The sequence below is a fragment of the Nocardioides pelophilus genome, assembly GCF_014180685.1.
Classification (GTDB): Bacteria; Actinomycetota; Actinomycetes; order Propionibacteriales; family Nocardioidaceae; genus Nocardioides; species Nocardioides pelophilus.
Genome location: NZ_JACEHF010000032.1, coordinates 1 through 18,484, shown reverse-complemented (window position 1 = coordinate 18,484; position 18,484 = coordinate 1). Strand labels below are relative to the sequence as shown.

Genomic DNA, 18,484 nt, shown 5'->3' with positions numbered 1-18,484 from the left:
GGGTCAGGCGGAGGCGCGCGCGGAGGTCCGCGCGATCTCGCGGTCCCGGGCGGACTCGAGGACGTTGCGCCACGACTCCGAGGGTCGACGACGGAGCAGCGCACGCCGCTCCCGCTCAGTCATCCCACCCCAGACGCCCCACTCGATCTGGTTGTCGAGAGCCTCAGCGAGGCACTCCGTGCGGACCGGGCAGCCGGCGCACACCTGCTTCGCCTTGTTCTGCTCGGCACCTCTGACGAACAGCTCGTCCGGCTGCTCGTCCCTGCACGCCGCACGCAGCGCCCAATCGTCTACCCACATGATGTTGTCCCCATCATCTCGAAGGAGGGCGACACCCCCACAGCGTCGCGGCTTCCTCCTCGTGCAAGTAAAGGTAAAGTAGTGGTCTGGTCCAGCACATCGCTCGTTGTGCGCAACCTGTCTAGTTACATTTCACTAGGCCGCGCTGATGAGCGGCCTCCCGCAGCGGCCTGACCACCGTCGCCGCCGACTCCGGATGACGCTCGGTGGTCACGTACTCTGGCGCCATGGCCCGCTCCAGGACCGATGGACTCTCCGCGCCGAAGGTGATCTCCCATCTCACCGTGATGCTGCTCGTCGCGGCGGTGCTCGGCGTCGTCGTCTCCGGGCTCGCGATCCCCTTCGCCGGTGTCCTGGGCTTCGCCGCCCGCAACGTCTCGGAGTCGATCGACGAGCTGCCGCAGGAGCTGGAGACCGAGCTGCTGCCCCAGCGCACCGAGATCCTGGACCGCAACGGCGACCAGATCGCGACCATCTACGACCAGAACCGGGTCATCGTCCCGCTGCGCCAGATCTCGCGGATCATGGTCAAGGCAATCGTGTCGATCGAGGACTACCGCTTCTACCAGCACGGCGCGCTCGACGTGAAGGGCACGCTGCGCGCGCTGTTCACCAACCAGGCCGCCGACGGCGTGGTCCAGGGTGGCTCGTCGATCACCCAGCAGCTGGTCAAGCTGACCCTCCTCAACCAGGCCGACACCAAGGAGGAGCGCGAGGCGGCGACCGACGACACCTACGCCCGCAAGCTGCGCGAGCTGCGCTACGCGATCGCGCTGGAGAAGAAGTACTCCAAGGACTGGATCCTCGAGCGCTACCTCAACACCGCCTACTTCGGTGACGGCGCCTACGGCATCCAGGCCGCCGCCCAGCACTACTTCAACGTCAACGCCAGCGACCTCGACCTGCGGCAGGCGGCGATGCTCGCCGGCATCGTGCAGAGCCCCGGCGCGTTCGACCCGACCGAGAACCCCGACCGGGCCCGCGAGCGGCGCAACGTCGTCCTCGACCGGATGGCCGAGCTCAGCGTCGTCTCCGAGCGCGCCGCGAACAAGGCCAGGGACAAGGACCTCGGCCTCGACGTGCAGAAGAAGGAACGCGGTTGCGTGAACTCCACCGCCCAGTTCTTCTGCGAGTACGTCATCGCCTGGCTCAAGCAGGACCCCAACCTCGGCGACAACCCCCGGGAGCGGTGGCGGCTGATCGAGAACGGCGGCCTCACCATCACCACCTCGATCGACATGCGGATGCAGAACGCCGCCCAGCAGTCGGTGAGCTCGCACGTCTACCCGCAGGAGGGCGTGATCGGGGCCCTGGCGCTGGTCGAGCCCGGCACCGGCGAGGTCAAGGCGCTCGCCCAGTCCCGCGACCTCGGCAAGGGGCCCGGCCAGACGTTCCTCAACTACACGGTGCCGAAGGAGTACGGCAAGGCCAACGGCTTCCAGCCCGGGTCGACGTTCAAGACGTTCGTGCTCGCGGCCGCGATCGAGCAGGGCATCCCGCTCAACAAGACCTACCGGGTGCCTGCCCAGGCGTTCATCCCCGAGAACGAGTTCGAGACCTGCGACGGGCCCTACCAGAGCTCCAACGTCTGGGAGCCCAGCAACTTCGACTTCGCGCCGCACACGGTCAACCTCTACACCGGCACCCAGGGCTCGGTGAACACCTTCTTCGCCGAGCTCGAGACCGAGACCGGGCTGTGCGAGCCCTACCGCCTGGCGCGCCGGCTCGGCATCCGGCTCACGAGCCCCCGCACCGAGATGGTGCCGGCCTTCACCCTCGGCATCCCCGACACCAGCCCGCTCGAGCTGGCCGAGGCCTACGCGACCTTCGCCGCCCGCGGCAAGCACTGCGACGCGCTGCCGGTGACCAAGATCGAGGACAACCAGGGCAACCTGCTCAAGCAGTACGAGTCGAAGTGCACCCAGGAGCTCCCTGGCCCGGTCGCCGACGCGGTCAACGACGTGCTCGAGGGCGTGCTGCAGCCGGGTGGCTTCGGTCAGTACCTCTACCCGGGCCAGCAGTCCGCCGGCAAGACCGGCACGTCGTCGTCCAACAAGTCGGTCTGGTTCGCCGGCTACACGCCCAACCTCGCCGGCGCCGCTGTGGTCGCCGGCATCAACGAGGTGGGTGACCCCGACTCGCTCGACGGCAAGACCATCGGCGGCGTCACCTACTACTCGACGTCCGGGTCGGCGACGGCCGGTCCGGTCTGGGGTGACGCGTTCAAGGCGATCGCGCCGTTCCTCGACGACGAGACGTTCGTCGAGCCCTCCGGCGAGGACATCAAGGGCGTCCTGGTGGCAGTTCCTCCGGTCTCGGGATACTCGGTCGAGGACGCCACCGAGATGTTGGAGGACGCCGGGTTCGTGGTCGCCAACGGCGGCACCGTCGACTCCGCGGTCGGCCGCGGACTGGTCGCCTACTCCTACCCCGGCGGCGGCTCCGAGGCCGGCTCGGGCGACACCGTCACGATCTACGTCTCCGACGGCACGCCTCCGCCCCCGCCGAAGAAGAACGACGACCGCAACGGCGGTCGCGGCGGCAACAACGGCAACAACGGCAACGGGGGCCGCGGCAACAACGGCGGCCGCGGCAACCGCTGATCGGCAGCCGACGGGGCTTGACCGCCGACCGCGTCTGACCGAAGGTCAGCCCTTCGAGACGCCCGCTCGTTCCTCGCGGGCTCCTCAGGAGCCACCGAGCTGGCGTCGTACCTCCGCGGCGACGGCGGCGCCGTCGGCGCGACCCTTCACCTGCGGCTGGACCAGGCCCATCACCTTGCCCATCGCCTTCGGGCCCGCGCCGGCGGCGCCCACCTGCTCGACGGCGGCGGCGACGATCTCGGCGGTCTCCTCCGGGCTGAGCTGGGCCGGCAGGTAGTCGGCGATCACGGCGGACTCGGCCCGCTCCTTGGCTGCCATCTCGGGGCGGTTGCCCTCCTCGAAGGCCACGGCGGCCTCGCGCCGCTTCTTCGCCTCGGTGGCGAGCACGCTGAGCATCTCGTCGTCGCTGAGCTCCTTGGCCACGGAGCCTGCGACCTCGGCATTGGTGACGGCGGTGAGGATCATCCGGATCGTGGAGGAGCGCACCTCGTCGCGCGCCTTGATGGCGGCGGTGAGGTCGGTGCGCAGGCGGTCCTTCAGCGTGTTCATGAGGACGATTGTGGCAGCCTACGGGCGTGCCCCCCTCACGCGTTCTCGGTCGAGGCCTCGTCGGCGCGCTCACGCCCCTGTTGGGCGCGGGCGTGGTCGCCGGCGCGGCTGCGACGGCGTACGCCGCCTGGGAGGCGCGGCAGTACACCCTGCGCAAGGTCGACGTCGCGCTGCTGCCAGCCGGGATGCGGCCGCTGCGGGTGCTCCACATCAGCGACATCCACATGACTCCGGGCCAGACCCGCAAGCAGGAGTGGCTGCGCGGTCTGGCCGCGCTGGAGCCGGACCTGGTGATCGACACCGGCGACAACCTCGCCCACCGCGACTCCGTGCCCGTCGTCCTCGACAGCCTCGGGGCGCTGCTGGACCGGCCGGGCGTGTTCGTGCACGGATCGAACGACTACTTCGAGCCGGGCATCCGCAACCCGATCAGCTACCTGCTCCCCGACAACGGCAAGCGTCACGTCAACGTCCCGGCCCTGCCGTGGGGCGAGCTGTCGGCCGGCCTGGCCGGCTCCGGCTGGTTGAACCTCAGCAACCGCAAGGCGTCGCTGGTGGTCGGCGAGGCCCGGTTCAGCTTCGCCGGGGTCGACGACCCCCACCTCCGCTACGACGACCTCGCGGCGGTCGCCGGTCCCCCCGACCCGACGGCGGACGTGCGGCTCGGCGTCGCCCACGCGCCGTACCTCCGGGTGCTCGACCAGTTCGCCGCCGACGGGTACGACGCCATCGTGGCCGGCCACACGCACGGCGGCCAGGTCCGCCTGCCCGGCTTCGGCGGTCGCCCCAGCCGCGCGCTGACGACCAACTGCGACCTCGAACCGGCCCGCGCCCGGGGCCTCCACCGCCACCCCGCCGACTCCCGCCCGGGCGACCCCGGCTCCGCCTGGCTCCACGTCTCCGCCGGCCTCGGCACCAGCCCCTACGCCCGGATCCGCGTCGCCTGCCGCCCCGAGGCCACCCTGCTCACCCTGCTCCCGAAGGAGTAGCCGCCTCGCCGGTGGTCGAGGAGGTCGCGCAGCGACCGCCACGAGACCCCCCACACCGGTGATCGAGGGCTGCGCGGACGCCTTGGTTTCGAGGCTCGCTGCGCTCGCACCTCAACCAGCGGCGACCAGTGGTCGAGAAGGTCGCCCCCACGTCGCCGGTCGAGGAGGTCGCCCCCACGTCGCTGGTCGAGGAGGTCGCCCCCACGTCGCTGGTCGAGGAGATCGCCCCCACGTCGCTGGTCGAGGAGGTCGCGCAGCGACCGTCACGAGACCCCCCACACCGGTGATCGAGGGCTATGCGGGCGCCTTGGTTTCGAGGCTCGCTGCGCTCGCACCTCAACCAGCGGCCACCGGTGGTCGAGGAGGTCGCCCCCACGTCGCTGGTCGAGGAGATCGCCCCCACGTCGCTGGTCGAGGAGGTCGCGCAGCGACCGTCACGAGACCCCCCACACCGGTGGTCGAGGAGGTCGCCCCCACGTCGCTGGTCGAGGAGATCGCCCCCACGTCGCTGGTCGAGGAGGTCGCGCAGCGACCGTCACGAGACCCCCCACACCGGTGATCGAGGGCTATGCGGACGCCTTGGTTTCGAGGCTCGCTGCGCTCGCACCTCAACCAGCGGCGACCAGTGGTCCAGGAGATCGCCGCCACGTCGCTGGTCGAGGAGATCGCCGCCACGTCGCTGGTCGAGGAGATCGCCCCCACGTCGCTGGTCGAGGAGATCGCCCCCACGTCGCTGGTCGAGGAGGTCGCGCAGCGACCGTCACGAGACCCCCCACCCCGGTGATCGAGGACCGTGCGGGCGCCTTGGTTTCGAGGCTCGCTGCGCTCGCACCTCTACCAGCGGCGAGCAGTGGTCGAGGAGGTCGCGGCCTGCCCCTGCAACCTGGTCGCACTATGTCGGCGACATCACCGGGCCAAGACCTTCGGCTGCTGGCGCTACACCATCGACCACGAAGGGTTCCGATTGTGGGGCGGCGGAAGGGCTCCGGTATGCTCCCGTGCTTGTGAGCGGACCAGTCCGGGTCCTCCGATTCGTCGGGTCCCGGGCAGCGGGACGAGCACGGCGGGCTGTGGCGCAGCTTGGTAGCGCGCCTCGTTCGGGACGAGGAGGCCGCAGGTTCAAATCCTGTCAGCCCGACCCTGTGATGTCACAGAGCATCGACACCGAAGGACCCACGCAGGAGCGTGGGTCCTTCGGCCTTTTCCGTGACGTGACGAGCTCGTCCGACTAGAGGAAGAACTCGCAGTTGACGCTGGACTCGACGTTCAGGCAGCGGTCGAAGTCGCCGGCGCCGCCATCGGCGAAGTCGGTGTGCGCGCCGCCGTCGAGCGTGTCGTCCCCGCTGCCGCCGTACAGGGTGTCGTGGTTGTCGCCACCGGAGATCGTGTCGGCACCACCGCCGCCCGACAGCGTGTTGGCGTAGAGGCTGCCGGTGATCGTGTCGTCGGCGCTGCCTCCGACGACGTTCTCGACGTCGCTCTTCACCGTGTCGTTCTCCCCGGCCTCGCCGTCGCCGCCGGACTCGTTGAGCACCACCTTGAGCGGGGCGAACCGGTGCTGGTAGTCGACCGTGTCGACCCCGTTCCCGCCGATGACCTTGTCCGCGCCGTCCTTGAACCCGCCGCCCTCGACGGTGTCGTTGCCGTCACCCATGTCGAGCAGGTCGTTGCCGTCCAGCCCCTCCAGGGTGTCGTTGCCGGAGCCGCCATAGATCCTGTTGACCCCGTGCGATCCGACCAGCAGGTCGTTTCCGGAGCCGCCGACGATGTTCTCGATGTCGGAAGCGACGTGGTCGCCCTCGCCCACCGCGCCGTCACCGGCGACGCCGTTCAGGGTCACCGTGACGCCGGCGAGCCGGTTCGCGTAGGACACGGTGTCGTTCCCGGTCCCGCCGGAGAGGTCGTCGGCACCGCCCTCACCGTTCAGGACGTCGTTGCCCCCCAGCCCGGACAGGTCGTCGTTGCCGGGGCCGCCGAGGAGTGTGTTCGCGGAGCCGCGACCGGTCAGCGTGTCGTCGCCGGAGCCTCCCTGGATGCCCTCGACGTTGCCCTTGACCATGTCGAAGTCACCGGCCGGGCCGTCGTCGGCCGTGTTGTTCATCGACACCGAGACATCGGCGCTCTCACCGGCGTAGGAGACCACGTCCTTGCCGTTCCCGCCGCTCAGCACGTCCTTGTCGGTCGCCGGCCCGAACACCTGCTGCGGATAGAGGACGTCGTCGCCCCCGGAGCCGTTGAGCGTGTCGTTGCCGCCGAAGCCGTGGAGCTCGTTCGCGCCCCCGTTGCCGGTCAGCGTGTCGCCGTAGCCATGGGTGCCGGCGACGTTCTCGACGTCCGTGTGGACCTTGTCCTTCTGACCCGCGTAGCCGTCGTTGGCGGTGCCGTTGATGCTGACGACGACGGGCTGCGTGGCGTAGTCCTCGGTGGAGAAGTCCCACTCGACGTAGCCGGCGTAGGTCACGGTGTCGGTGCCGTCGCCGCCGATCAGCTGCTTCAACGTGCCCTTGTAGGCGCGAAGCTCGTCCCAGCCGTCGCCGCCGTCCATCGTCGACCCGTTGCCCTCGGCGAAGAGGACGTCGCCGCCGGCCAGCCCGCGCAGCGTGTCCTTCCCGCCGCCGCCCACGAGCCAGTCCGGCTCGAGGCTGCCCGTGATCACGTCGTCCCCGGCGCCGCCGATCGCCATCTCCATGGTGAGGATCCGGTCGCCCTGTCCGATCGGACCGTCGTTCGCGACGCCGTCCAGGGAGATGTTCAGCGGCACGCCGGCCGGCACGTCGTACTCGACGCTGTCGAAACCGAGGTAGCCCTCGAAGAGGTCGGCGGCTCCGACCGTCCCGTAGAACTTGTCGTTGCCGGACCCGCCGCGGAACTCGTTGGCATCGGCATTGCCCCTGAAGACGTCGTCGCCGCTCCCCCCGTGGACCACCTCGACATCGTCGAAGATGTAGTCCTCCTCGCCGGCCTCACCGTCGTCGTTCACGTTGTTCAGGCTGACCGAGACCGGAGCTGTCCGGGCGTTGTACGAGATCTGGTCGACCCCGGCCTCGCCGTGGATGAAGTCCTGCCCGCGGCCCACCTGCAGGTAGTCGTTGCCCCCGCCGAGGAAGAACTCGCCGTTGACGTCGGTCCCGTTCGCCAGCACGGTGTCGGCCGCGTTGCTGCCGTCCACCTCGTAGAAGTCGACGGCGGCCTTCGGGCACTCGACGACGAACGCGTTCACCTGGGAGCAGGGGGCACCGGTGGTGAGGGTCATCCCCTTGTCCCCGGCGACCCGCAGCGATGTCCCGACCTCGAAGACGGAGACCCGGTCACCACCCGGGTCGACGTCGATGAGCAGTCCTCCGACGTCGAAGAGGACGGTGCCGCCCACCGCGTGGGCGGGTGGCGGCGCGAGCGCCACCACTCCCGCCGTGCCCAACAGACCTGCCGCGACCCACGTGCGCGCGCTTTTCATCCCCATGCCGTCACCCCATGCTTGCTCCGTTACACGCCCCCGAGCAGCACCGACGCGCGCCACCCTGCCAGTACGGCGACTCGGTGGAAATGCGTCACATGGATGATTTCCGCGGGCCTGCGGATGTGAGCGGTGGTCCCGACGGAGGGGGCTTCGTGACAAACTGCACCCCATGTCGGACGAGCAGGACAAGCTGAAGCTCAGCTTGGAGCCGCCCAAGCTGTTCGGGCGGAAGAAGAAGCCGGACGCCGTGGGGACCTCCAAGAGCACCCCAGCGGCGCCCGCTGGCCCAGACCGCCCGGCGTCAGAGCCGCCCGCGCCCGCTGACGAGACCGCTGTCGACGAGGCGCCCGCCGCGTCACCCGCGGAGGCACCGGTCGACGAACCGACCGACGTGCAGGTCGAGGAGACCGTCGAGGTGTCGGTCGAGGAACCCTTGACCGAGGAGCTCGAGGCGCCGGAGCCCGCGCCGGAGCCCGCGCCGGAGCCGGAGCCCGAGGCGGCGCAGCCGGAGCCTGAGGCGGCGCAGCCGGAGCCCGCACCCGCACCCGAGCCCGAGCCCGCGCCCGCGGCCTCGCCCGTGGCCACGAAGCCCGCCCCCAAGCCCGTCCCCAAGGCCGCGGCCAAGCCCACGCCGGCCGCCAAGGCGACCGAGCCCGTCAAGCCGGTCAAGAAGGCAGCGCGGCCGAGGGCGAAGCTGGCACCCCCCATCGAACCGGAGCCGGTGAGCCAGATCGAGCGCGAGGACGCCGAGATCGTGGCCCGTGCCGCCACGGAGCCCCTGCTCGCGACCTACCCGGCGGCCGCGGTCACCGGCGCTGTGGTCGGCCTGGTCATGGTCGTGCTCACCTGGCTCTCGCTGCGCGGCTGCGAGGCCATCCGCGACACGTCGTCGTGCGGCGGCGGTCCCGGCTTCGCGCTGCTGGTCGCGACCTTCGTCCTGTGCATCCTGCTCGGCAGCACCATGCTCAAGCTGTTCACGATCCCCGACCCGGGAAGCAGCAGCTTCCTGGCAGTCGGCTTGGTGGCAGTGGTGTCGCTGCTGTTCCTGATCGACGTGCTCGACCACTGGTCGATGCTGATCGTGGTCCCCGTGATCGGGGTGGGGTCGTACCTCGCCTCGGTCTGGGTCACCGAGACCTTCGTCGAACCAGGCGACGCCTAGCGGCGTTCGGCCGGGTCAGCGCAGCGCCAGCTCGGCGATCTGCACCGTGTTGAGCGCGGCGCCCTTGCGCAGGTTGTCGTTGGAGACGAACAACGCGAGGCCGCGGTCGTCGTCGACGCCGGGGTCCTGACGGAGCCGCCCGACGTACGACGGGTCCTTGCCGGCCGCCTGCAACGGGTTCGGGATGTCGGTGAGCTCGACGCCCGGGGCGCCGCCCAGCAGCTCGCGAGCGCGGGCGACCGGCAGCGGCCGCTCGAACTCGGCGTTGATGGCCAGCGAGTGGCCGGTGAAGACCGGCACCCGGACGCAGATCCCGGAGACCCGCAGGTCGGAAATGCCGAGGATCTTGCGCGACTCGTTGCGGAGCTTCTGCTCCTCGTCGGTCTCGTTGAGCCCGTCGTCGACCAGGTTGCCGGCGAAGGGGAGCACGTTGTAGGCGATCGTCCGCTGGTAGACGCCTGGCTCGGGGAACGCGACGGCCTCGCCGTCGTAGGCCAGCTCGCGAGCCTTGTCGCCGGCGGCACTGATGCCCGTGGCCAGCTCCTCGACGCCGGCGACGCCGGAGCCGGAGACGGCCTGGTAGGTCGAGGCGATGAGTCGCACCAGCCCGGCCTCGTCGTGCAGGGGCTTCAGCACCGGCATCGCGGCCATCGTCGTGCAGTTCGGGTTGGCGATGACGCCGCGACCGGCCGCGAACACGGCCTGCGCAGCCTCGGGGTTGACCTCGGAGACCACCAACGGGATGTCGGGGTCCTTGCGGAAGGCGGAGGAGTTGTCGACGACGATCACGCCCGCCTCGACGAACGACGGCACCAGCGCGCGCGAGGTGGTCGCCCCCGCGGAGAACAGCGCGATGTCGAGACCGGTCGGGTCGGCCGTGGCGGCGTCCTCGACGACGATCTCGCGGTCGCCGAACGGGAGCACGGTGCCGGCGGAGCGGGCCGAGGCGAAGAACCGCACCTCGTCGGCCGGGAAGGCGCGCTCGAGGAGGATCTGGCGCATGGCGACGCCGACCTGGCCGGTCGCACCGACGATTCCGATCTTCATGGGTGAATCCTTCCGACCGCTCGCGGATTGCGCGAGCGAGTTTCGTACGGCGTCAGCGGCCGGTGCCGCCGTAGACGACGGCCTCGACCTCGTCGGCGTCGAGGTCGAACGCCGTGTGGGCGGCCTGGACGGCTGCGTCGACGTCGTCCTCGTCGATCACGACCGAGATCCGGATCTCCGAGGTGGAGATCATCTCCATGTTGACGCCCGCCTCGGCGAGCGCGGTGAAGAACTTCGCCGAGATGCCGGGGTGGGATCGCATGCCGGCGCCGATCAGCGAGATCTTGCCGACCTTGTCGTCGTAGAGCAGCGACTCGAACCCGATCGCGTCCTTGAGCTCGTCGAGCGCGGCCATCGCGGTCTGACCGTCGGTGCGCGGCAGGGTGAAGGAGATGTCGGTGAGGTTGGTCGCCGCGGCCGAGACGTTCTGGACGATCATGTCGAGGTTGATCTGGGCGCCGGCCAGGGCGTTGAAGATCGCGGCGGCCTCGCCGACCTTGTCGGGCACGCCGACGACCGTGATCTTGGCCTCGCTGCGGTCGTGGGCGACGCCGGCGATGATCGGTGCTTCCATGCTGCCCTCTTTTTCAACTCGGTCGGGGTCGTTGATGCTGCCCGAGACAACCGTGCCCTCGAGGGTGCTGAACGACGACCGGACGTGGATCGGGATGTTGTGGCGCCGGGCGTACTCGACCGAGCGCAGGTGGAGGACCTTGGCGCCCGACGCGGCGAGCTCCAGCATCTCCTCGTAGGTGACGGAGTTGAGCTTGCGCGCGGTCGGGACGATGCGCGGATCAGCGGTGAAGACGCCGTCGACGTCGGTGTAGATCTCGCACACGTCGGCCTCGAGCGCCGCGGCGAGCGCCACCGCCGTGGTGTCGGTGCCGCCGCGGCCGAGGGTGGTGATCTCCTTGGTCGCCTGGCTCACACCCTGGAAGCCGGCCACGATCACGATGTGGCCCTCGTCGATCGCCCCCCGGATCCGGCCGGGCGTCACGTCGATGATCTTCGCCTTGCCGTGGACCGAGTCGGTGATCACGCCCGCCTGGGAACCGGTGAAAGAGCGCGCGGTGAAGCCCAGGTCGGAGATCGCCATCGCGACCAGCGCCATCGAGATCCGCTCACCCGCGGTCAGCAGCATGTCGAGCTCACGGGCCGGCGGCAGCGGGCTCACCTCGGCGGCGAGGTCGAGCAGCTCGTCGGTCTTGTCACCCATGGCCGACACGGCGACGACGACGTCGTTGCCTGCCCGCTTGGCCTCGGTGATCCGACGGGCCACCCGCTTGATGGCGTCGGCGTCGGACAGCGACGAGCCGCCGTACTTCTGCACGACAATGCCCACTTCGGATGCGCTCCTGGATCGACGGGGAAGATGCCCCGCGATTCTACCGAGAGAAGGGCCCTACGCCCCGCCGGCGTCCAAGGCCGCGGCCGCGGCCTCGATCTGGTCGAGCTCGGAGTCGTTGTCGACGTCGAGCCGGTCGTGGGCGACGATCGAGAGGAGCGCCTTCATCGCGGCGCCGGCCAGCGCTCCCCAGGACGAGACGTAGGAGAACTGCCACCACCACAGCGCCTCCTCGACATCGCCGGCGCGGTAGTGGCGCAGGCCGAGCTCGAGGTCGCTCGCGATGCTGGCCAGGTCGTCGGAGAGCTGGCTCTCGACGAGCTCGGGCTGGTAGGGGTCGAAGACGTAGCTCATCGTATCGACGTTGCCGAGCAGCTCGGCGAGTTGCAGCCGGAGGTCGTCGAGGTCGGCGTCCGGCCCCACGTCAGGCTGGTACTCGTCGCGCGGAGCGAAGTCGCGCTGGGCACCGAGCCGGGCGCCGGCCAGCGACACCTGGCTGATCTGGAGCAGGAGCAACGGGATCGACTGCCCGGCCGTCGCCTGGGTCGCGATCACCCGCAGGGCGTCGAGGAAGGTCGCCACCGAGCTGGCGATCTCGTCGGCGAACCGCACCGTCTCGGTCTCGACGGCGAGCAGGGCCTCCAGAGCCGCCTGGCCGGGGAGCTGCTGGGTCATGTTGCCGCCTGCCTTCCTGCAAATGCTCGTCCAAGGGTGACCTCATCGGCGTACTCGAGGTCACCGCCTACCGGGAGTCCACTCGCCAACCGCGTGACGCGCAACCCCAACGGGCCCAACATCCGGGTGAGGTACGTCGCCGTCGCCTCGCCCTCGAGGTTCGGGTCGGTCGCCAGGATCACCTCGGTGACCGCACCGTCGCCGAGCCGCGTGAGCAGCTCCTTGATGTGCAGCTGCTCGGGGCCGATGCCATCGATCGGGGAGATCGCCCCGCCGAGCACGTGGTAGCGGCCGCGGAACTCACGGGTCCGCTCGATCGCGACGACGTCCTTGTACTCCTCGACCACGCAGATGATGCTCGGATCGCGTCTGCTGTCCCGACAGATCCGACACAGGTCGTCCTCGGACACGTTGAAGCAGGTGGCGCAGAACTTGACCCGCGCCTTGACCTCGATCAGGACGTCGGCCAGTCGCTTCACGTCGACCGGGTCGGCCTGGAGCAGGTGGAACGCGATCCGCTGGGCGCTCTTGGGTCCGACACCCGGCAGCCTGCCGAGCTCGTCGATGAGGTCCTGGACGACGCCTTCGTACACCGGGAGGCCTAGAACCCGGGCTGACCGAGGGCCGAGCCCGGATCGCCGCCCGGCATCCCGGGCAGCCCGCCCGCGAGCGGACCGAGCGTCTGCTCGGCGAGGGCGTCGGACTTGGCCCGGGCGTCGCGGTAGGCCGCGACGACCAGGTCGCCGAGATCGGCCAGGTCGTCGGCGTCGCCGTCGGTCCCGGGCGCTCCCGGAGCGATGGTGACGCCGGTCAGCTCGCCGGTGCCGTTGACGGTCACCGTGATCATCCCGCCGGCGACCGAACCCTCCACGGTGGCCTCGGCGAGGCGCGCCTGGGCCGCCTGGAGGTCCTCCTGCATCTGCTGCGCCTGCTGGAGCAGTGCCCCGAGGTCGAGGCCGCCCCCGCCGAGCGCGTCGAACGGGTTCTGAGTCATGGGTGTGCTGCCTTCCGTGGAGTCATTGTCGAGTCGTGGGTGGAGTCATCCGTTGGGGATCTCCTCGATCACCTGGGCGCCGAGCTCGCGCGCAAGCAGGTCGGCGCCCGACTCGGTGTCGACGTCGGCGTCGTCGCGGTCGACCGCTGCATCGGGGTCGTGCGCGACCTCGGGCTCGGCCTGGATGTCGGCCATCCGCGGGCGACGCGACACCGGCGGCTCGGGAGCCGGCGACGACCCGGCTGCGTCGTGCGGCTCCGACGGAGCGGGCTCCGACGGCGCCGACGGCGCGGCCGGCTGGGCTCGGGGCGGCGGGGCGGACGTGCCGGCCGAGGCTCCCGGGTCGACGATGGTCTCGATCCGCCACTGCGCACCGACGACCTCGCGGATCGCCTCTTCCAGCACCTCGGCGCTGCCGCCGTCGAAGCTGCTGCGGGCGCCGGCGTTGTTGAAGCCGAGCGTCAGGGTGGTGCCGTCGAAGCCGACGACCTGGGAGTTCTGGGTGAGGTGGATCCAGGTCACCCGCCGCTTGCGCTGGGTCGCCGCGATCACGTCGGGCCACAGCCGCCGCACGTCGACCAGCGACAGCGTGCCGGGCGGGCTGGCCGGATGGCGGGCCGCGGGCTGGCTGTCGTGGGCGGGGGCCTCCGGGGGTACGACGGACGCGGGCCGCTCGGGCTCCGGCTCGCGCTCCCTCTCCGGCTCCGGCTCGGGCTCCGGCTCGTGCACCTGCGTGGGCTCGATGGGCGCCGCGGTCGCCACCGGCGCCGCAGGAGCGGGAGCGGGAGCGGGAGCAGGGTCACTGGCACGGGCCGGGGCGGCCGGCGCCGCCTCGACGGGCGTTGTGGCGATGGACATCCGGCGCTCGAGCCGGTCGAGCCGCGCGAGCACACCGTCGGTGCTGTGGTCGGCCCCCGGCAGCAGCACCCGGGCGCAGATCAGCTCCAGGAGCATCCGGGGCGCGGTCGCGCCCCTCATCTCGGTGAGCCCGGCCGCCACCAGGTCGGCGGAACGGGTGAGGTCGGCCCGGCCGAACCGCGCAGCCTGGGCGACCAGCCGCTCACCCTGGTCGTCGGAGACGTCGATCAGGCCGGTGGCCGGCGCGTCCGGCACGGCCGAGACGATGACCAGGTCACGCAGCCGGCGCAGCAGGTCCTCGGTGAACCGGCGCGGGTCCTGGCCGGTCTCGATCACCTTGTCGACCACGCCGAACACCGACGCCCCGTCACCCGCGGCGAACGCGTCGACCACGTCGTCGAGGAGGGTGTCGGGGGTGTAGCCGAGGAGGCCGCTCGCCAGGTCGTAGGTGACCCCGGCGGGCCCGGCGCCGCCGAGCAGCTGGTCGAGGACCGAGAGCGTGTCGCGGGCCGACCCGGCCCCGGCCCGGACCACCAGCGGCAGCGCCGCGGGCTCGATCGTGACGCCCTCGCGCTCGCACAGCTCGGAGAGGTACGACGACAGCAGGCGCGGCGGGATCAGCCGGAACGGGTAGTGGTGGGTGCGGGACCGGATGGTGGGGATCACCTTGTCGGGCTCGGTCGTCGCGAAGATGAAGCGCAGGTGGGGCGGCGGCTCCTCGACCAGCTTGAGCAGGGCGTTGAAGCCCTGCGTGGTCACCATGTGCGCCTCGTCGATGATGTAGACCTTGTAGCGGCTCCGCACCGGCGCGAAGAACGCCTTCTCGCGCAGCTCGCGGGCGTCGTCGACCCCGCCGTGCGAGGCCGCGTCGATCTCGATGACGTCGATCGACCCCGACCCGTTGCGGGCGAGGTCACGGCAGCTGTCGCACTCGCCGCAGGGATCGGCGACCGGCGCCTGCTCGCAGTTGAGCGCACGCGCCAGGATCCGGGCGCTGGTGGTCTTGCCGCACCCGCGCGGACCGGAGAACAGGTAGGCGTGGTTGACCCGGTTGCCGGCCAGCGCGGCGCGCAGCGGCTCCGTCACGTGCTCCTGCCCGATCACCTCGGCGAAGGACTCGGGCCGGTAGCGGCGGTAGAGGGCGAGCGGGGTTTCCACGCTTGAACCCTAACCACCGCTGCCGACACGAGCACACCGCATCGGCCGACGGTCCGCCGCAGGAAAACTGAAGGCCCCCCATGCACCCGACAGAGCTCGCTTACCCTTGCTGTCTTCCGACCCTGGGGGAGTTGGGCGAGATGCCGCCGCACGGGGGGTTGCTCCAACTCTAGATGATGCCGGCCAAGGCGATTTCATCGGCTGGTCACCCGGCCGGTAACCTCCTCCGCGGAGGTATCGCCTAGTGGCCTATGGCGCTCGCTTGGAAAGCGGGTTGGGTTAACGCCCTCGGGGGTTCGAATCCCCCTACCTCCGCGTTTGGGGCCGACAACGATCCCCACGACGTCCCGGACCTCGTCAGAAGTCCGGGGCGTCGTCGTTTTCCCGGCGGCAGGCCACGATGTCCCCCATGACGATCCTGCTGTCCGATCCTCGGGTGAGCGCGATCCCCGTCGAGGAGTGCGGGGAGCCGCTGGTGACCTTGGAGCCGGACCTCGGACCGGCCCGGGCCCGGGTGCGGGCGGCGCTCGCGGACCGGCTCCGCGCCGCGAACCGGGCGCTGCCGGACGGGATCTGCCTACGGGTGGTGGAGGGGCACCGGTCGGACCCCGACCAGCGCGGGATCATCGAGCGCTACTCGCACCAGGTCGCCGCCGCGCACCCCGACGCCTCGGCGATCGAGCTGGAGCAGCTCATCAGCCGGTTCGTCGCCCCGATCCACGTCGCACCCCACGTGGCCGCGGCCGCCGTCGACCTGACCCTGGTCGACGCCGACGGGACGGAGCTCGACCTCGGCACTTCCGTCGACGCGACGCCGGAGGAGTCCGACGGGGCCTGCTACTTCGCGGCGGCGGGCATCACGGCGGCGGCACGCGCCCACCGCGACCTGCTGGCGGAGGTGCTCGGGGCCGTCGGGCTGGTCAACTACCCCACCGAGTGGTGGCACTGGTCGTACGGCGACCGGTACTGGGCGCTGCTGACCGGCGCCCCCAGCGCCCGCTACGGCCCGATCGACGACCACGGCGCGGCGGCCGGCCGCTCGACCTGACCTTGCGATTTGTGCCTCCGGCCGACCCGGGGTTCCATTACCGTGACACGAAGTTCAACGAGGGCAGTTACGATCTGCTTGCCCGCGGGCCGCTGCACCCGCCGTCCGCGAACCCGGAGTTGGGGGATCTATTCCATGCGTCGAACCGTCCTGCTGTTGGCGGTCCTGCTGCCGTTCACTCTGCTCGCTGTTCCCGCGAACAGCTACGAGCCGACCGGCGGAGCGTCGTACAACGTCCCGGAACCATGGGGCACCGACGCCGAGAACACGTCGGTCATCCGCCGCGTCGAGGAGGCGTTCCGGCACGTCCGCCCGACGCCGAAGGACCCGCGCCCCGTCATCTTGGTGACCGGCTACCTGTTCGACCGCAAGAAGAGCGCTGACGCGCTCATCGCCGCCTGCCGGCGCGGCGTGTCGGTGCGCGTGATCGTCGACCGCGACGTCGCGTCCCGGCCGTTCCGCAAGCTCGTGACCTACCTCAACGCCGACAACGTCCGCGACCGCGACAACAACGGCATCGCCGACAACGACCCGAAGGCCGGCCGGTGCAACCGGCCCCTCTCCCAGGAGCACGGCGGCCTGCGCACCAAGGGTGACGCGAGCGAGCTGCCGGTCATGACGTCGCGCCAGGTGACCCGCAGCCTCGCCGAGGACTACGGCGCCGACGTCACGTGGGGCCGGGACCGCAGCTACATCCTCAAGTGCTCGGGCAGCTGCCGCGGCGGGGCCGAGGCCAACATGCACTCGAAGATCTACGCGATGTCCAACAGCGGCACGGCCCGCTTCGTCGTCATGACGTCGTCGTCGAACCTGAACGCCGGCGGCGCCAACCTCGGTTGGAACGACCTGGTCGTCATGAAGAACCGCCCGAAGACCTTCGACTTCATGGTCAAGATCCACCGGCTGATGACGCGCCAGAAGCGAGCCGGGCGCCAGCTGGTCGAGCTGGTCGACGGCCCCTATACCACCCGGATCTTCCCGATGATCGGCGTCGGCAAGGACCGCGACCCGCTGATGGTCGACCTGCGCAAGGTCCGCTGCTCGAGCGCCTTCGGGCCGACCCAGCTCTACATCCAGCAGTTCTGGTGGAACGGCCACCGCGGCAACTACATCTGGGACAAGATCCGCAGCCTGGCGCTCAACGGCTGCAAGGTCCACATCATCTTCGGCGCCGTCGACAGCGGCCTGCTGTCACGGATGAAGGCCGCGCGGGCTTCCGGGCTCATCGAGCTGTGGGACAGCCGGTGGGACAGCTCCGACCTCGACGGTTGCGTCAACACCCGCACCCACATGAAGAACGTCGCGATCAAGGGCACCTACGGCAAGAACCGCAAGTACGCCGGCGTGTGGACCGGTACCGCCAACTGGGCCACCGGCTCCCTCACCAAGGGTGACGAGAACACCCTCAACGTGCGGAGCCTCAAGCTCTACAAGCAGTACGTCGCGCGCTGGAAGGTCGTGAAGAACCACAGCAACCTCAACTGGACCCACGACCAGCCCGACCCCTGGATCCCCTGCAACGAGGACTGACCTCACGGCGGGCTGCCGAGGTAGCCCGCCACCAGCGCCACGGCCACGGCGACCAGCGCGAGCAGCACGCCCGCGGCCACGGCGCGCAGCAGCCGGGGCGGCTCGTCGTACGGCGAACCGCTGAGCAGCGCCGCGACCAACCGGCGCCGGTGGAACGCGGCCGCCTCGAGGAGCTCCTTGTTGGTGGCCACCTCAGGCTCCGCTCACCGCGGCGAGGCCGTCGGTGGCGAGCAGGAGCAGGGGCGCCAGCGCGACCAGGACCAGCGTCTCGAGCAGGTCGAGCGCCCGGGCGCACAGCACCTGGGGCGGGGCCGGCAGCCGGGTGACGGCGCAGGTCACCACCCCGCCGGTCAGCAGCGCCGCGACGATCCAGGGCCTGGCCACGGGGTCGCGGATCAGCACGGTGGCGGCGACCGCCAACAGACCGAGCAGCCCGCCCGCCGCGTCGACCAGGACCTGCGACCACCAGCGGTGCCGACGCGCCCGGAGCAGCAGCACGACGCAGCAGTCGGCCGCGAGCACCGCGCCGGGAACGGTTCCGGCGACCACGGGCACCGTCAGCAGCGCGACCAGCCCCACACCGGCCGAGCCGACGAGGAGGATCCGTTCCGAGCGGGACACCAGCGCACCGACCTGGTGGGCGTCGACCGGAGGCCCCTCGGCTCGGCCGACACCGACCGCGACCGCGACCGTCGGCAGCGCGCTGCCCGCGAGCACCACGAGCGCCAGGAGGATCGAGACCGCGACCGTCGCGCCGCTGTCGGCGAGG

At 70.7% G+C, this 18,484-nt stretch carries 17 protein-coding genes, 2 tRNA genes, 1 other RNA gene and 1 pseudogene; 9 read left to right on the top strand and 12 right to left on the bottom strand.

The window, feature by feature from the left end; all coding sequences use genetic code 11:
- Positions 1-3 precede the first annotated feature (3 nt).
- Positions 4-300: a WhiB family transcriptional regulator gene (locus H0488_RS08400; RefSeq protein WP_183098831.1), complete on the bottom strand. Its 297-nt coding sequence runs from the start codon at positions 298-300 to the stop codon at positions 4-6.
- 227 nt (positions 301-527) lie between these two features.
- Here H0488_RS08400 and H0488_RS08395 point away from each other — a divergent pair, with 227 nt between their 5' ends.
- Positions 528-2,903: a transglycosylase domain-containing protein gene (locus H0488_RS08395; protein WP_183098830.1), complete on the top strand. Its 2,376-nt coding sequence runs from the start codon at positions 528-530 to the stop codon at positions 2,901-2,903.
- A gap of 84 nt (positions 2,904-2,987) precedes the next feature.
- On the opposite strand, the gene H0488_RS08390 is transcribed toward H0488_RS08395, so the two are convergent.
- Positions 2,988-3,452 carry a GatB/YqeY domain-containing protein gene (locus H0488_RS08390; RefSeq protein WP_183098829.1) on the bottom strand — a complete coding sequence of 155 codons (465 nt, stop codon included), beginning with the start codon at positions 3,450-3,452 and terminating at the stop codon, positions 2,988-2,990.
- Positions 3,453-3,478: 26 nt separating this feature from the next.
- On the opposite strand from H0488_RS08390, the gene H0488_RS08385 reads away from it, so the two are divergent.
- The 4 genes from H0488_RS08385 (at position 3,479) to H0488_RS08370 (ending at position 5,579) form a co-directional block, all read left to right on the top strand.
- Entirely contained in the window at positions 3,479-4,441 is a 963-nt protein-coding gene (locus H0488_RS08385) for a metallophosphoesterase (RefSeq protein WP_312856251.1), read from the top strand.
- A 128-nt stretch (positions 4,442-4,569) separates the two neighbouring features.
- Positions 4,570-4,728, top strand: a complete 159-nt coding sequence (locus H0488_RS08380) for a hypothetical protein (RefSeq protein WP_183098828.1) — start codon at positions 4,570-4,572, stop codon at positions 4,726-4,728.
- 281 nt (positions 4,729-5,009) lie between these two features.
- The gene (locus H0488_RS08375; protein WP_183098827.1) at positions 5,010-5,225 is read left to right on the top strand and encodes a hypothetical protein; all 216 of its coding nucleotides are present in this window, start codon (positions 5,010-5,012) and stop codon (positions 5,223-5,225) included.
- A gap of 280 nt (positions 5,226-5,505) precedes the next feature.
- Positions 5,506-5,579 (top strand) — tRNA-Pro (locus H0488_RS08370).
- A 90-nt stretch (positions 5,580-5,669) separates the two neighbouring features.
- On the opposite strand, the gene H0488_RS08365 is transcribed toward H0488_RS08370, so the two are convergent.
- The gene (locus H0488_RS08365) at positions 5,670-7,901 is read right to left on the bottom strand and encodes a calcium-binding protein (protein WP_183098826.1); all 2,232 of its coding nucleotides are present in this window, start codon (positions 7,899-7,901) and stop codon (positions 5,670-5,672) included.
- A 166-nt stretch (positions 7,902-8,067) separates the two neighbouring features.
- Between H0488_RS08365 and H0488_RS08360 the strand changes: the two genes are divergently transcribed.
- On the top strand, positions 8,068-9,060 hold the full coding sequence (locus H0488_RS08360) for a hypothetical protein (protein ID WP_183098825.1): 993 nt from the start codon (positions 8,068-8,070) through the stop codon (positions 9,058-9,060).
- Positions 9,061-9,075: 15 nt separating this feature from the next.
- Here the strand turns inward: H0488_RS08360 and H0488_RS08355 are convergent, their stop codons facing one another.
- The 7 genes from H0488_RS08355 to ffs form a co-directional block, all read right to left on the bottom strand.
- Entirely contained in the window at positions 9,076-10,107 is a 1,032-nt protein-coding gene (locus H0488_RS08355; RefSeq protein ID WP_183098824.1) for an aspartate-semialdehyde dehydrogenase, read from the bottom strand.
- Between the two features lie 52 nt (positions 10,108-10,159).
- Positions 10,160-11,449, bottom strand: a complete 1,290-nt coding sequence (locus H0488_RS08350; RefSeq protein WP_183098823.1) for an aspartate kinase — start codon at positions 11,447-11,449, stop codon at positions 10,160-10,162.
- Positions 11,450-11,509: 60 nt separating this feature from the next.
- Positions 11,510-12,127 (bottom strand): DUF5063 domain-containing protein, encoded by a 618-nt coding sequence (locus H0488_RS08345; protein WP_183098822.1) that lies wholly within the window; start codon positions 12,125-12,127, stop codon positions 11,510-11,512.
- Entirely contained in the window at positions 12,124-12,720 is a 597-nt protein-coding gene (gene recR, locus H0488_RS08340; RefSeq protein WP_183098821.1) for a recombination mediator RecR, read from the bottom strand. Before recR ends, H0488_RS08345 begins: the two co-directional genes overlap by 4 nt.
- An 8-nt stretch (positions 12,721-12,728) precedes the next feature.
- Positions 12,729-13,121, bottom strand: coding sequence for a YbaB/EbfC family nucleoid-associated protein (locus H0488_RS08335; RefSeq protein ID WP_183098820.1), 393 nt, complete (start codon positions 13,119-13,121; stop codon positions 12,729-12,731).
- A 45-nt stretch (positions 13,122-13,166) separates the two neighbouring features.
- Positions 13,167-15,137 (bottom strand): DNA polymerase III subunit gamma and tau, encoded by a 1,971-nt coding sequence (locus H0488_RS08330; RefSeq protein WP_183098819.1) that lies wholly within the window; start codon positions 15,135-15,137, stop codon positions 13,167-13,169.
- 69 nt (positions 15,138-15,206) lie between these two features.
- An RNA gene (gene ffs / locus H0488_RS08325) (signal recognition particle sRNA small type) lies at positions 15,207-15,297 on the bottom strand.
- 70 nt (positions 15,298-15,367) lie between these two features.
- Between ffs and H0488_RS08320 the strand changes: the two genes are divergently transcribed.
- The 3 genes from H0488_RS08320 to H0488_RS08310 all read left to right on the top strand — a co-directional run bounded on the left by H0488_RS08320 (position 15,368) and on the right by H0488_RS08310 (position 17,715).
- Positions 15,368-15,452 (top strand) — tRNA-Ser (locus tag H0488_RS08320).
- Positions 15,453-15,546: 94 nt separating this feature from the next.
- Positions 15,547-16,185, top strand: a complete 639-nt coding sequence (locus tag H0488_RS08315; protein WP_183098818.1) for a M15 family metallopeptidase — start codon at positions 15,547-15,549, stop codon at positions 16,183-16,185.
- 135 nt (positions 16,186-16,320) lie between these two features.
- Positions 16,321-17,715 (top strand): phospholipase D-like domain-containing protein, encoded by a 1,395-nt coding sequence (locus H0488_RS08310; protein WP_183098817.1) that lies wholly within the window; start codon positions 16,321-16,323, stop codon positions 17,713-17,715.
- Positions 17,716-17,717: 2 nt separating this feature from the next.
- On the opposite strand, the gene H0488_RS08305 is transcribed toward H0488_RS08310, so the two are convergent.
- Together H0488_RS08305 and H0488_RS08300 are read right to left on the bottom strand one after the other, a co-directional pair.
- Positions 17,718-17,906: a type VII secretion protein EccB gene (locus H0488_RS08305; protein ID WP_183098816.1), complete on the bottom strand. Its 189-nt coding sequence runs from the start codon at positions 17,904-17,906 to the stop codon at positions 17,718-17,720.
- 1 nt (position 17,907) lies between these two features.
- A pseudogene (locus tag H0488_RS08300) lies at positions 17,908-18,484 on the bottom strand (type VII secretion integral membrane protein EccD); the annotation flags it as partial.